8 protein-coding genes and 1 pseudogene are annotated in these 14,167 nt (G+C 69.9%); 3 read left to right on the forward strand and 6 right to left on the reverse strand.

Going from position 1 to position 14,167, the window contains the following annotated elements; translation table 11 throughout:
- Positions 1 to 94: 94 nt before the first annotated feature.
- From FHY02_RS12225 to FHY02_RS12235, 3 genes are read right to left on the reverse strand one after another with little or no spacing between them, the layout of a single operon-like run.
- Complete coding sequence (locus FHY02_RS12225; protein WP_183922389.1) at positions 95 to 3,499, reverse strand: glycosyl hydrolase 2 galactose-binding domain-containing protein; 3,405 nt, start codon at positions 3,497 to 3,499, stop codon at positions 95 to 97.
- Positions 3,500 to 3,545: 46 nt separating this feature from the next.
- Complete coding sequence (locus FHY02_RS12230) at positions 3,546 to 5,054, reverse strand: tryptophan halogenase family protein (protein ID WP_183922391.1); 1,509 nt, start codon at positions 5,052 to 5,054, stop codon at positions 3,546 to 3,548.
- 57 nt (positions 5,055 to 5,111) lie between these two features.
- Positions 5,112 to 8,240: a TonB-dependent receptor gene (locus FHY02_RS12235; RefSeq protein WP_183922393.1), complete on the reverse strand. Its 3,129-nt coding sequence runs from the start codon at positions 8,238 to 8,240 to the stop codon at positions 5,112 to 5,114.
- 376 nt (positions 8,241 to 8,616) lie between these two features.
- Between FHY02_RS12235 and FHY02_RS12240 the strand changes: the two are divergent.
- The 3 genes and pseudogenes from FHY02_RS12240 to FHY02_RS12250 all read left to right on the forward strand — a co-directional run.
- Positions 8,617 to 9,573: pseudogene (locus FHY02_RS12240) on the forward strand (methyl-accepting chemotaxis protein); the annotation flags it as partial.
- Between the two features lie 48 nt (positions 9,574 to 9,621).
- Positions 9,622 to 10,500, forward strand: a complete 879-nt coding sequence (locus FHY02_RS12245) for a type 1 glutamine amidotransferase (protein ID WP_183922397.1) — start codon at positions 9,622 to 9,624, stop codon at positions 10,498 to 10,500.
- A gap of 65 nt (positions 10,501 to 10,565) precedes the next feature.
- Positions 10,566 to 10,982, forward strand: coding sequence for a cupin domain-containing protein (locus tag FHY02_RS12250; protein WP_183922399.1), 417 nt, complete (start codon positions 10,566 to 10,568; stop codon positions 10,980 to 10,982).
- A 51-nt stretch (positions 10,983 to 11,033) separates the two neighbouring features.
- On the opposite strand, the gene FHY02_RS12255 is transcribed toward FHY02_RS12250, so the two are convergent.
- The 3 genes from FHY02_RS12255 to FHY02_RS12265 all read right to left on the reverse strand — a co-directional run bounded on the left by FHY02_RS12255 (position 11,034) and on the right by FHY02_RS12265 (position 14,164).
- Positions 11,034 to 11,276: a glutaredoxin gene (locus tag FHY02_RS12255; RefSeq protein WP_260158878.1), complete on the reverse strand. Its 243-nt coding sequence runs from the start codon at positions 11,274 to 11,276 to the stop codon at positions 11,034 to 11,036.
- Between the two features lie 68 nt (positions 11,277 to 11,344).
- The gene (locus FHY02_RS12260; RefSeq protein ID WP_183922401.1) at positions 11,345 to 13,072 is read right to left on the reverse strand and encodes a hypothetical protein; all 1,728 of its coding nucleotides are present in this window, start codon (positions 13,070 to 13,072) and stop codon (positions 11,345 to 11,347) included.
- A gap of 15 nt (positions 13,073 to 13,087) precedes the next feature.
- Complete coding sequence (locus FHY02_RS12265) at positions 13,088 to 14,164, reverse strand: chemotaxis response regulator protein-glutamate methylesterase (RefSeq protein WP_183922955.1); 1,077 nt, start codon at positions 14,162 to 14,164, stop codon at positions 13,088 to 13,090.
- Positions 14,165 to 14,167: the final 3 nt, after the last annotated feature.

Here is a 14,167-nt window from a genome sequence, read left to right on the forward strand (position 1 = left end):
CCTTCGGCTAGTCCGCGACCGTCGAGGTCAGCCGCTCCCGCGGTGACCGACCCCGCCATCCCCACCAGCGCCAGCGCGGCGAGCAGCGCGCGCCTCACTTCACCGCCACCTTGGTCGCACGGACGTTCCAGCCTGCCAGCGTCACTGCCGCCGCGGTCGCGCCGCCGGCGGGATAGCGGATCGCGATCGCCTTCTTCTCGCCGGGTAACAGCGCGACGTAATTGTCGTCGTAATAGGCGGGCAGCACGCGCTTGCCCGCGGCGTCGACCAGCGTCAGCTTGGCGTTGAGCGCGGGTACGGCGCCGTCGTTGCTCAGCGTCACGCGGACGATGCGGTCCTCGCCGTCGGCGGCGCTCTCCGCGGCCGTCGCCAGCGCCACCGGCGCGAGATCGTTGAGCGCGCGATAGGCACCCTCGTCGCGGCCGCGCCAGTAGAGATTCTCCGACACCGTCTTCCCCGCGGCGTCGCTCAGCACCAGCTTGACCAGCACCATCGGGTGCTCGGCAAAGAGCCGATCGAGCGGCACCGCCGCCAGCGTCGTCGCCGCATTGGCCGCAGCATCGAGGCGATCCTCGCGCGCGAACAGCTCGCGATTGTCGAGCCCGAGCACGCGCACGCGCGCGGTCAGCCCCGGCGCGGCGGCCTGGGTGGTGTTGAGCACCACCAGCTCGTTGCCGGGCAGGTTGAGCTGGACGTGGAGCGGCTCGGTCGCCTTCTTCGCGCCGTAATAGGCCGCGTGCGTGTCATAGTCCCAGGAGTAGATCTGCCACGCGTTCGACGGCCAGGCGGGATGGGTCATCCACAGCAGGCGCCCCGAATTCTTGCTCCAGAGATGGCCGAGGAAGCCCTCGTACATCGCCTTGTGCGTCTCGAGGTTCATCATCTGCGCCTTGCGCTCGAAATCGGCGAAGCTGGTGCCCGCCCCGAACATCCGCTCCAGCGTCGCGGTGAACGTCTTGGTGTCGCCGTTCCCGCTGACATGCCAGTCGTGATAGGCCAGCACGTCGCCGAGTGGCCAGCGGTCGGCGGCGGGCACGTAGCTGGCGATCGACTCGGCGGTGGACAGCGAGGGCGTCCCGGTCTCGACCGAGAAGCCGGTGGCGAGATCGGTGAAATAGCCGACGGGCGGGCGGTAATTGTACGGCCCCGAGCCCTGCAGGTTGACCACGTTCGAGCTGCCGGTGAACCAGCGCGTCCCGTCCAGCTCGAACACCGCCTCGTCGAGGCCCTCGTTCAGCGTCGGATAGGGCACGCCCTCGTTGCGGCCGAACCACAGCACGATCGAGGGGTGGTTACGATAGCGCGCGATCGTGTCGCGCGCGTTGGCGAGGAACAGCGAGGGATCGTCGGGCTCGACCTGGAAGTTCTGCGTCGACTGCCAGAAATCGTTGAGCACCATCATGCCGTTCTCGTCGGCGAGATCGAAGAACTCCTCCTCGTCGTTATTGCCCATCCAGTTGCGAATGACGTTCATGTGCGCCTCGCGCTGGAGCCGGAAGAAGGGCTTGAGCCAGTCGTAGCTCACGCGCTTCATCGCGTCGTCCATCCCCCAGTTGCCGCCGCGCGCGGCGATGCGCACGCCATTGACGCGCAGCGTGAGGTGCGGCTCGGGCAACGTCTCGGTGATCGGCGTCACCGCCCTGGAGGTCGCACCGGCGGGGGTGAGCGACTCGGCCCAGCCGCGCGGCGACTCCTTGATCGCGGCGTGACGCACGTCGATCAGCTTGGTGCCCGCAAGCGCGCCGTCGGTGGTCTGGACGTTGACGCGGCGGAGCGCCCCGGCGGGATCGAACAGCGACAGATCGTAGCTCACCTCGCGGATGCCGAAGCGGCCCTTGCGCAGGTCGGACACGCCCGCGGCGTCACTCACCTGATAGGTGACGTCGTAGAGGTGCGGTTCGCCATAGCCGTTGGGCCACCACAGCTGCGGGTTGGCGACGCGCAGCTGCGGGAAGTCGCGCGGGGTGAAGGCGACCTCGCTGTGCCCCGGCGCGACGGTCACCTGCCGCTCGACAGTGACGCCGCCGAAGGCGACGCGCACGGTCACCGGCGCGGCGGCGCCGGCATTGTCGAGCGGCACGGTGACGTAGACATCCGCGCTGTCGGTGCGCGGCAGCGGCAGGTCAGTGACGACGTGCGGGTCGCCGATCTTGACCGCGCCGGTCGCGACCAGCTCGACCGGGCGCCAGATGCCGGTGTTGCGGTCGCGGATGCCGGGGATCCAGTCCCACCCCTCGGTCGCGACGAAGGTGGGGCCGTCGATCGCGAGCTGGCCGCCGTTCTCGCCGACGCCCGCGGCGACCGATTGCTCGTGCGGGATGCCGGGGTGCGGCGGCGGCGAGACGCGCACCGCCACGACATTCTCGCCCGCCACGGGCGTGTAGGCGAACTGCCCGCGGATGAACGCGCCGCGCGTGGTGCCGAGCCGCTCGCCGTTCGCCCACACCTCGGAGGCGTAGTTGATCCCGCCGAAGACGAGCGTCAGCCTCTTGCCCGCCGCGTCGGGCGGGACGGTGAAGCGCGTGCGGTACCAATAGTCCTGCTTGGCAAGCCGCTCGGGGATCTGGAGGTTGTTGAGGCCGTAATAGGGGTCCGGGTAGACGCCGCGATCGACCAGCGTCTGAAGGACGGTGCCGGGCACGGTCGCGGCGCGCCACGCGCCACCCGCGGCGGCGCCGGGTCGCGACAGCGCCGCGCCGTCGCCCTTGATCTCCGGCGCGGCCGCGAGCTGCCAGCCGTTGAGCTGCCAATGGCCCGGCGCGGTCGGCTGCATCACGGGCCGCTGCGACACGGGCTTGGCGACCGGCTTAGTTGTCGCGTCGGCGCGCGACCTGGGGAGCGTCCAGGCGTCCTGCTGGACGGTGAGCCCGATATTGGCGCTCTTCTGGAACGGCCAGCCGACGCCGATCTCGGTCATCTGCACCGAGTCGAGGTCCGGGCGGGCGCGCGCCGCGGCGGCGAGCGCGCGCGCGTCGGTCGCGCCGCTCTCCGCCGTCGCGCCGACAAGCTGGCCGCCGTAATGGGTCGCGCCGGGCGGCGCGATGCCGATCACGGGCGTCACCGCGGTCGCGCGCGCCGCGCCACCGCCGACGCGGCGCCCGTCGACGTAGAGCGTCGCGCGCGCGCCGTCGGAGACCGCCGCGACATGGACCCATTTACCCGGGCTCAGCGCCGGCCCGCGGACCGTCGCCGCGCCGTCGCGCAGCATCAGACGGCCGCCGTCCAGCAGCAGCGCACGCTGCGTCGGCGCGGCGCCGAGCGCGATCAGCGTGACCGCGCCGTCCTGCACCGAGTCAGGGCGGACCCAGGCGCTCAGCGTGTACGGCGCGCCCGCCGCGATCAGCGCGTCGGCGCGTGCGAGCGGGCGCTCGATCCCGATCCCGCCGGCCAGGCTGCGCACGTTGTACGGCCCTCCGCTGCCCGGCACGTCGGCGCGCGCCGCCATCGTCGCGCCCAGCGCCAGCCCGGTCCCCGCCAGCAGCCACGCAGCCCGCCTCATGTTCGACCCCATCGTCTCTCTTCCCGGTTCGCGCCGCGGCGCGCTGTCACTGCCCCCCGCCCGCGACGCGGCGGAGGAAATCCTGGTGCGGCTCGGCCAGCCGCAGCGTGCCTTCGATCGCCTCGCGCATCCGCGTCAGGCTGTCGGTGAGCGTCGCGACGTCATATTGGTCCGCCATCGGCGACGGACGCGCGGGCAGGTCGTAGAAGCCGGCGTAGAGGCTGAGCCAGCTCGGGTCCTGGAACGTGTCCCATTCGCGCCGCACGAACTCGCCCGCGGCGCGCCACGCGTCGAGCTTGGCCTGAAGCCCCTCGGTCGGCGGCACCGCGCGGATCGCGTCCCAGAAGGGCTCGCCCTCGCGCCGGTTGGGGAGATAGTGGAGCAGCAGGAAGTCGCGGATCCGCTCGAACTCCAGCACTGACTGGCGGTTGTAGGTCGCCGCCAGGCGTGGGTCGAAGCCCTGGTCGGGGAAGAGCGGCGCGAGCCGGTCGAGCCCCGACTGGATCAGCGAGATACTGGTCGACTCGAGCGGTTCGAGGAAGCCCGAGGCGAGCCCCAGCCCAACGACGTTCTTCTCCCAGAAACGCGCGCGATGCCCCGCGGTGAAGCGCAGCCGGTTGGCGGGGGCGAGCGGCTCGCCCTCAAGGCTGTCGCGCAGCAGCGCCTCGGCCTCGTCGTCGCCCGTGAAATCGGAGCAATAGACATAGCCGTTGCCGGTGCGGTGGCGCAGCGGGATATGCCACTGCCACCCCGCCGGGCGCGCCGTCGCCGTGGTGAGCGGGCGATGCGGTCCCGAGGCGCGACACGGGATCGCCACCGCGCGGTCGCACGGCAGCCAGCGGCGCCAGTCGACGTAGGGCACGCCCATCGCCTCGCCGAGCAGCAGGCTGCGGAACCCCGAACAATCGATCCAGAGGTCACCCGCGACTCGCGTGCCGTCCTCCAGCCGCACCGCGTTGACGGTACCGCGCTCGCTGTCGCGCACCACCTCGGTGATGCGCCCGTCGACGTGGCGCACTCGGTTGGCGAGCGCGAGGCGCTTGAGCAGCGCGGCGAACTTGGACGCGTCGAAGTGAAGCGCGAAGTTGAAGACGCCCAGGTCGTTCGCGGGACGATCCGCGGGTGGCAGGAACAGGCCGCGCTCCGCGAGCTGAGTTGCGACGCAATAGGCACCGAGCGGCGTGGGGTCTCCCGCTCGCCGCAGCTTGAGCCAGTAATGGTGGAAGGCGACGCCGCGCGCCGCCACGCCGTAGAGGCCGAAAGGGTGGAAGAAGTCGTGGCCGTCGCGCTGCCAGTCGCGGAAGCGGATGCCGTATTTGATCGTTCCCTCGGTCTCGCGCAGCACGTCGGCCTCGCCGAGCTCGACCGCGGCGAGGAAGTCGCGGATCGCGGGCACGGTCGCCTCGCCGACGCCGACCGTGCCGATCGCGGCGCTCTCGACGACGGTGATGGCGAGCCCGAGATGCGCGAAGCGGCGCGCCAGCCAGGTCGCCGCCATCCAGCCGGCGGTGCCGCCGCCGACGATCGTGATCGAGCGGATCGGTGCGTGCGTCATGATGCGTCCCTCCCCCCCACCGCTCCTGCCCGAGGGCGGGAGCGGTGACCAGGGCGATCAGAAGCGGACGCGCGCGCCGGCGATGAAGCGCCGCTCGTAGATGTTCTCGTACAGCACCTGATCGGGCCAGGTGAGATAGTAGCGCTCGGTCTCCGCGGTCAGGTTGGAGGCCTGGCCGTAGAGGGTAAGGAACGGCGTCACGTCATAGGAGATCGAGGCGTCGAGATAATTGGTCGGCTGCTGATACTGGGCGAGGCCGTCGATGCCGCCATAGTTGGACGACACCAGTCGCTTCGAGCGGTAGTTGTAGGCAACGCGCGCCTGCAACCCGTACTTCTCGAACCACAGCGCGGCGTTGATCTGATGCTTCGAATTGTCCTGGAACGGCTGGTTGTTGCCGGCCAGGTCGACCAGACCTGCGTCGCCCAGCGACAGCGTGTAGTTGGCGTCGACGCCGAAGCCGCCGAACAGCCCGTTGACGCCGTAGTCGGCGAGCGACTGGCGCGCCGAGAGCTCGACACCCTTGAGCGTCCCACCCTCACCCTGGCGGAAGGTGTTGGTGACGACCTGGCGGCGGATCACGCCGTCATTGTCGGGAATGTCGCTGCGCAGCTCGGTGGTGCGATCGATGAAGCTGTCGACCGCAATGTAGAAAGCGCCCGCCGCGATCAGGCTCGACCGGCCCGTGTAATATTCGAGGCTGCCCTCGACGTTGGTGGCGCGCCACGGGTTGAGGTTCGGATTGCCGAGCGAGTCGGCGGTTCGCGCCTCGAACAGGTTGGTGGCGGTGTTGATCGCGTAATTGACGTTGAGGCCACCACCCCATTGCTGGAAGTCGAGGAGCGTCATCGTCTTCGAGAAGGCCGCGCGGGCGCGCAGCTTGTCCGTGACGTCGAAGGCGACGTTGATCGACGGCAGGAAATCGGTGAACTGGCGCTCGGTGCGCACGTCGCCGGCGTCGACCCCCGACACCCCGTACGGCTGCGGCGCGCCGACGATGTTCTGCCGAACGTTGAGACGCGTGCTCACCACTTGCAGGCCGCCGTTGGCGCGGAACGGCATGTCGAGCAGCTCGCCCTCGCCCGACACCTGCGCATAGCCGGAAATCTGGCGCGTGCGCACGTCGAACGACAGCGCCGGGTTGATGAGGTTCTGGCTGCCCGGATAGAATTTGTTCTGCCAGGACTCGCTATCGTCCATCGCCTTGGGATCGAGCGCCCAGAGCGTCGGCGCGCCCGCCGCCGGCAGCTGGTATTGCTTGATCTGCCCGGCGAAGATCGGATCGGTCGCCTGTCGCGTCAGCCCCGCGGTGTAGCCGCGACCCTGCGCGTCATAGACCGGGCACGATTTGTCATCGAGGTTGACGTCGAACGCCTTCCACTTGACCAGGCAGCCCGCCGCCGGGTTCGCCGGATTGTCGGTGTTGCCGGCATAGATCGGCGAGACCCGATCGAAGGTGAACTGGTTGACGCTGCGCTCGCCATAGCGTCCGCCGAACGCGACCTTCAGCTGGTCGTTCGCCTGCCACTCGGCATCGGCGCGCAGCGCCCAGATGTCACCCTTCTGGTAGACGTTGCCTTCTGACGAGACCGTCTTCAGGCCGTAGCGCGAAGCGTCACCCGCCTGGGCGAGGAAGCCGGGCGAGAAGCCGAATACCGGCGCCCCGCTGGAATAATCGACCGTCGCGGTGTCGCTGTAGACCTGATAGCCGGTCGGGTTGAAGGTGCGGTCGCCGCCGACCGAGGCGGGATAATTGCCGAGGCCGCCGTTGGCGACGCCCTCGGTGCGCTTCGATCCGTCGGCCTGATAGCCCCACTGGCGGCCGTTGGTCAGGCTGAACTGCGTGTACGACTGGTCGCGGTCCCGGTTGGCCTTGCCGTAGATGCCGCGCACGGTCGCCTTGAACGTATCGCTCGGCTTCCAATCGAGCTGCACGTTGTAATTCTGCGACTCGCTCTTGGTGCGGAAGGTCTCCGAGTAGCTGTCGAAGCTCGGCAGCGAGTAGGTATATTGCTGGACCGTGTTGACGTTGTAGCCGCCCGAGGTCGCGCCGGTGTCGCGCGACTTGGTCGGCGAGAAGGGCGACGACAACCAGTCGATGTTCTGGAATTGGAAGCCGGCGGTGCGATCGTACTGCGTCTGGCGCGTGTAGAAGCCGTCGGCGGTCAGCCGCAGCGCGTCGTTGATCTCGAACTGGAAGGACGCGTTGGCGCCGAAGCGCTGGCGATCGGTGATGCGGTTCCACGCGGTGTGCGACTGCGGCGTGATGAAGGCGTCGTTGGCGTCGCCGTCACCGTTGACGTCATAGCCGGTGATGTTGCCGCTCGCGTCGCGCACCGGCGTGCCACGGCTGACGCCGTTGTTGCCGACCGCGAAGTCGCCCTGATTGGTGGCACTGCCCGACTCGTTGCGCAGTGATACGCCATAATCCTGCACGCCGCGGAAGCTGTTCGCGAGCGTCAGGTCGCTGTACGACGCCGACACCAGCAGCCCGACGCGGTCACCGTGATAGGCGACCAGCCCGTTGAACGACGGGTTCCACTTCTCGGTCTTGTCGCCATACTGACCCTCGCCTGCGGCTGAGAAGGTCAGGCCCTGCTTGAGGTCGAACGGACGCCGCGTCAGCAGGTCGATCGTGCCGGTGAGGCCGGCCTGCTGGAGCGAGGCGGTCGGCGACTTGAACACGGTCGCGCCCGAGAAGAGCTGCGACGGGATGTCGGTGAAGTTCGGCTGTACCGTGGTCACCGAGTTGGCGCCGAGAAACTGCTCGCCGTTGAGCAGGGTGGTCACCTGCGGCAGGCCGCGGATGTTGACCGCGGCGCCCTCACCCGCGTCGCGGCGGATCTGCACGCCCGGGATGCGCTGGAGCGAGTCGGAGATGGTGACATCGGGCAGCTTGCCGATGTCCTGCGCGCTGATCGCCTCGACCACGCTGTCAGCGTTGCGCTTCACCTCGATCGCGCGCGCCTGCGAGGCGCGGATGCCGGTGACGACGATGTCGGCGGGCTCCTCGCCGGCCTGGTCAGGCGCCGCGACGCGGTCGGGATCGGTCGTCGCCGCGTCCCCGGTAGCGGTGCCGGCGCCGGTCTGCGCCAGTGCGTCCAGCGGTAGACCGAGCAGCCCGACCAGCGACACGGCGGCGAGCAGCTTCGCGCGGCTCGCGTTCAACCCATTGAGCCCCTTCATAAATCCCCTCCTTGGCGGACGCGCTCTTCGGCGATACGTCAATCAAATTGATTTAATCTGTGGAAGTCCTCGCACTGTCAAGCAGCAAAGCGCTGCGAGAACAGCTATAATGTGAACGTTCTCTCACATTATACTAATTAAGTATGATCAATGCTGCGCAAGTAGCACTTGGGCGCTGCGCCTGAGACGATCTGACGAAGCGCCCAAGGCGGCGTTGCCAGCGGCCCTGGCGCTTGACACAGGTGAGTTACCCCGAGTTCACGCTCTTCGCCTATACCGCTCGCTCCACCTGGGAATAACCATGCCGCGTCGCATCCGTTCGCTGTTAGGATCGCTCAGCACCGAGGTGCGCGCGCACGCCGACCGCTCCGAGGCGATCGCGGCGCAGACCAAGCTGCTCGCGCTCAACGCCGCGATCGAGGCGGCGCGCGCGGGCGAGGCGGGCCGCGGCTTCGGCGTCGTCGCGCAGGAGGTGAAGTCGCTCGCGGCGCAGGCGAGCAGCTCGTCGCACGCCTTCCGTGAGGAACTGCTCGGCCGGCTGCGTCAGGGCAGCGAGATCGCGGCGGAGCTGGTCAGCGAGCTCGAGGGCGGCCGGCTCGGCGAACTGGCGCAGTCGATCGCCGACGCGCTGGCGCGGATGCTGCACGACCGCTCGGTCGACGTGCGCTTCCTCGCCTCGGACCATGCTATCCGCGAGAGCCTGCTGCTCGACAAAGATCCCCGCGCCGAGGCGCGGGCGCTTGAGCGGCTGCGCGCACTGCTCGGCTATTCGCCGTATTTCCTGAATGCCTTCCTGGTCGACGCCGAGGGCAAGGTGCGGGTCTGCGCGCACGAGAATATGGCGGTCCGCGACGTCCATTTCGCCGACTTCGCGCAGTTTCGCCGGGTGTTGTCGGGCGGCGCGACCGCGGGCTGGGTCACCGACGAGGTCTGGGTCAATCCCTGGTCGAACGATCGCAAGGTGCTGATCTACGTCGCACCCGTGGAGTGCGAGGGCGTGATCGTGGGGATATGCTATCTCGAGTTCGACTTCGAGGGGCAGGTGGCCGAGCTGATCGGCGTGATGAACCGCGCCGCGCGCGCGACCATCTCGATCGTCGATCCCGAGGGGCGTGTCGTCGCGACCACCGGCGGCTACCGCCATCTCGAACCGCACCCGCATGTCGTCGTAGGCGCCGAGCGGCTCACCCGCGCACTCGACGGACTTACCGTCGCCCAGGCGAGGGTGCCGAGTGACCACGGGATGCCCGGGCTGGGCTTCCGCTGCGTCATCGAGGATCATGTCGCCTCGGAGAGCGAGATCGTCGCCGCGCTGACCGGGCGCTTGCGCTAAGTTATCGACGGGCGGAGCCGATCGCCCGCCGGCTCGTTCCAGCGCACCGTGTCCGATCAATCCTTCGCCGCTTTGTCTTTCCTCGTCGCCGAGAGCGAGCCGCCGGAGGCACGTGCGCATCGGCGGGACAGCGTCGGGCGCAGCTCGGGCGAGACCTATGCCGCGCTGCTCGAGACGATCGCGCCGGGCGCGACGATCATCCGGATCACGCCCGCCGACGACGGCGCGACGCCGCCCGGCACCGCCGAGATCGCCGAATATGACGCGGTCTTCCTCACCGGATCGCCGCTCCACCTCTACGACGACAGTCCCGAGTGCCGCCGAATCACCGCCTTCATGCGCGACGTGTTCGGCGCAGGCGTGCCCTCGTTCGGCTCGTGCGCGGGGTTGCAGGTCGCGGTCGTCGCGGCCGGCGGTCGCGTCCGCGCGATGGGTGAGCGCCGCGAGGCCGGGTTCGCGCGCCGCATCGCGCCGACGACGGCGGGGCGCCACCATCCGCTGCTGCATGGCCGACCGCCCGCCTATGACGCCCCCGCGATCCACACCGACGAGGTCGCCGAGCTACCCGAGGGCGCCACGCTGCTCGCCGGCAATGCCGTGACCGCGGTCCAAGCCGCGGAGATCCACCACGGCGACGGCGTGTTCTGGGGCGTGCAATACCACCCGGAGATCGACCTGGGCGAGGTCGCCGCGGCACTGCGCCGCCAGGCCGACGACCTCGTCGAGCACGGACTGGCCCGCGAGGAGGCGGACGTCGCCGGGCAGGCTGAGCTGGTCGAGGCGCTGCACGCGGCACCCGGGCGACGCGACCTCGCCTGGCGGCTCGGGCTCGACTCGCAAGTCACCGACCCGACGACCCGCGCGACCGAGATCCGCAACTTCATCGAGCACCTGGTGCTGCCGACACGGGCACGCCGGCGCGGCTGAGCCGTGGGAACGCTCTGCCGGGCTCGAACGTCAGGCTTCACGAGACTTCAAGGAAGGATGATCCCGTGACGATCTTCAACAAGGACATGGTCGAGCTCGCGTCGAAGAACGAGCTCTGGCAGAAGGAAGTGTACCGAGACGCCAAGGTACAGATCGTGCTGATGAGCATCCCGGCGGGCGAGGAGATCGGGATGGAGACCCATCCTGCCGACCAGACCACCTTCATCGTCGCCGGTGACGCGCAGGTGGTGATCGACGGTCACTCGACCAAGGCGGGTCCCAACCACCTCGTCGTCGTGCCCAAGGGCGCGCAGCACAACATCGTCAACAAGGGCAGCGGCGAGCTCAAGCTCTTCTCGGTCTATGCACCGCCCGCCGAGCCCGAGGGCGCCGCGTTCCGCACCAAGGAAGAGGCCGAGGAGGCCGAGAAGGGCCTGCTCGCCAAGGCCGCCGACAAGGTCCGGGAGGCTGTCGGCCACTGAGGGCGACGGCGGGGGGCAATGCGCCCCCGCCGGACCCAGCCGGCGTCGCGCTCAGCGGCGCTGCAGCCAGCGCTCCAGTTCGTCGCTGCCGCCGACGCGCTCGCCGTCGATGAAGACCTGCGGGGTGGTCTCGACGCGCTGCTCGCGCTCGAACCGGTCGACCGCGTCGCGCGTCGCCAGGATCTGATCGTCCACGTTGAAGCCCGCCTGCTCCAGCATCGCCTTGGCGCGCACGCCGAAGGGGCAGACATGGTCGGGCAGCACCATGCGATAGAGAGTAGCTTGCTGGGTCATAATAGGTCCTCGTCGTCTCAGGGGATCACACCCCCAAGCCGCGCCGACGCCGCGGGTTCCGCTGCGACTCAGAACAAGCCGTCCTCGTCCTCCTCGGGTGCCACCACTTCGCTCGCCCGCATCGTCATGCCGGGCAGCAGGAAGGACGCGTGGATCTCGCGTTCGCGCGCCATTGTGTAGAGTCCGGCGATCCAGGGCATCAGGTCACGCAGGCTGGCCGTATCGGCATCGCTCAGCGTCTCGTGCCCTTCGGTACAATCGTGGAGAGAGCCCGACGCGGCCTCGAGCGCGCTGATGAACATCTGCTGCTCGTGCAACTCCTCGACGCTGTGCTCCAGCGCCGCGACGATCCGGCGCGCTTCCTCGCCGCTCCCCGTTACCGCCGCATCCGAGCGCTCGCACGCGGCGCGCACCACCGCCAGCGCGTCGCGCAGCGTCGCGCGTGCGTCGCCGCCGACACCCGCGCCGTCGCCGCCCAGCGCGATGCCGCCGAGCGCCGCGATCTGCTCCACCACGGTGCCGCGCAGCCGCTCCAGCTTGCGCGCGCACGGGTCGACCTCGGTGGCGATCACCGCGACCGCGCGTCCGGTGTCGCCGTGGCGACGGCAGAGCAGTCGCGTGTTGGTTGCGATGTCCTGCACGTCAAGCGTCACCGCGCGGATCGCCTGCAGACCGCGACCGAGGTCGACCACGGTCTCTTCGACGAAGGCGGCCAGCATCGCCAGCTGCTCGTCGGTGTCGAAGAGGCGCGCGGTGATGTTCCCCAGCGCAGCGATGCCCTGCTCCAGCCGCAGCAGCGCGCCGCCGTCACCGCCGGCCTCGCTCGTGCTCGCCGCGACCCGCGCCGCCTGCGCCTCCACCAGCGCGAGCAGCTCGGCCGCGAGCGGGCCGAGCCGCGCGAGCGAGTCGAGCAGCGCGATGCTCTCGTGGCGAAAGTCGTCCGCGATCGCGCGCATCTGCGCCGCAATCAGCCGTGCGACATGCGCCACCGCGCCGCGCGGTGGGGGCGCTGGACGTTCGCCGTTGATCCCCGCCGAGGGATCAATCACGCGCAGCACCGCGACGCAATGCTCGACCCGCTGGCGCACGCTGTCGCCGATCTGGATCGCGCCGAGCACGCGCGCCACCTCGCCCTGCACCGTGCGGGTGATCGCGCTCACCTCGTGCGCCATGCGTGCAACCGCGGCGAGCTGCGCCTCGAGCGCGTCGGCGCTGTTGGCGAGCTCGACCGGCGCCTCCGCGCCCACCTTGGCACACTCCCCGGCGAGCCGCGCGTCGGTCGCCTGCACGTCGGCGACGATCCGCCCGAAGCGCTCGAGCTCCTGCGCGAAGCGGCGCAGCTGCTGCTCGCTGCCGTCCAGCTTGGCCTGCATCACCGCGACGAACTGGAAGAAGGCCGGCTCGCCCGCCGAGGCGATCTTGATGCTCATGCCGTAGCAGCCGAGCAGCCGCATCACCTCGCCCATCTCCGCGAGCAAGGCGCGCAGCGCGCGCGTGCGCTGGGTCAGCTCCGCGACATGCTCGGCGCGCCGGCGCTGTGTCTCCGGCAGCGCGGTGAGCCGCGCCGCGGCGGCGCGCAGCTCGGCCACTGCCGCGCCGGCACGATCGGGTGCGAGCGCGCGCTGCACCTCGTCAAGCGCGCCCGCCATCCGGTCGATCGTGTCGATCCCGGCGGCGAGCGTCTCCCCGACCCCGCGGAAGCGTTCCTCCAGCCCGCCCGCGAGCGCGTTGAGCCCGTCGACGAGCTGCTCGATCGGGGTGAGATCGCGGTCGGGCGTGATCGGGGCCACCAGCATCCTTCCTCTCCTCGCTCAGCGCGCCGTGGCCTGGAGCAGCTCGCGCGCGATCCGCCCCAGCGGCACCACGCGATCGGCCGCGCCGCGTGCGATCGCTTCCTTGGGCATGCCGAACACTACCGAGGTCGCCTCGTCCTGCGCGATCGTGCGCGCGCCGGCCTGCTTCATCTCGAGCAGCCCGCGCGCGCCGTCATCCCCCATGCCGGTCATGATCACGCCGACCGCATTGGCACCGGCGTTGCGCGCGGCCGAGCGAAACAGCACGTCGACCGAAGGACGGTGACGTGCGACCAGCGGGCCCTCGCGCACGGCGACGACGTAGCGCGCGCCGTGCCGCTCGAGCAATGTGTGGCGCAGCCCGCCCGGCGCGATCAGCACGCGGCCGCGCATCACCGTGTCGCCGTCGGCGGCCTCGTGCACGTCGACTGCGCACAGCGAATCGAGGCGCTGCGCGAACGCGCGCGTGAAACGCTCGGGCATATGCTGCACCACCACCATCCCCGGCGCGTTGGCGGGTAGCGCCTCCAGCACCTCGCGTAGCGCCTCCGTACCACCGGTCGAGGCGCCGACGCAGACGACCATCTCGGTGGTGCGGCTCATCGCGTTGCCGCTCGGGGGTGGCAGCACCGCATCGGCCGAGAGCTTGCGCTGCGGCGCGTCGTGCGCGTCTCGCGGCCCCGGCCGGGCGCGCAGCCGCGCTCGGGCCGCGCCCTTCACCGTCTCGCGGATCTGCACGTGCGCGTCGGCGAGATGCTCGACCACACCGACGCGCGGCTTCAGAATGACATCGACCGCCCCCGCTTCCAGCGCCCGGAGCAGCGTCTCCGACCCGTCCTCCACCAGCGAGGAGCACATCACCACCGGGATCGGTCGCTGCGCCATCAGCTTGCGCAGGAAGGTCAAGCCATCCATCCGCGGCATCTCGACGTCGAGCATGATCACGTCGGGCACCGCCTGCTGGATGTGCCGCGCCGCCACGAACGGGTCACTTGCGGTCGTCACCTCCAGCTCGGGATCGGCGGTGAGGATCGCCGTCATCGCCTGCCGCACGCTGGCGCTGTCGTCGACCACGAGGACGCGGGTCTTGCGCATCCC

It is taken from the genome of Sphingomonas sp. BK069 (assembly GCF_014193405.1).
Taxonomy (GTDB): domain Bacteria; phylum Pseudomonadota; class Alphaproteobacteria; order Sphingomonadales; family Sphingomonadaceae; genus Sphingomonas.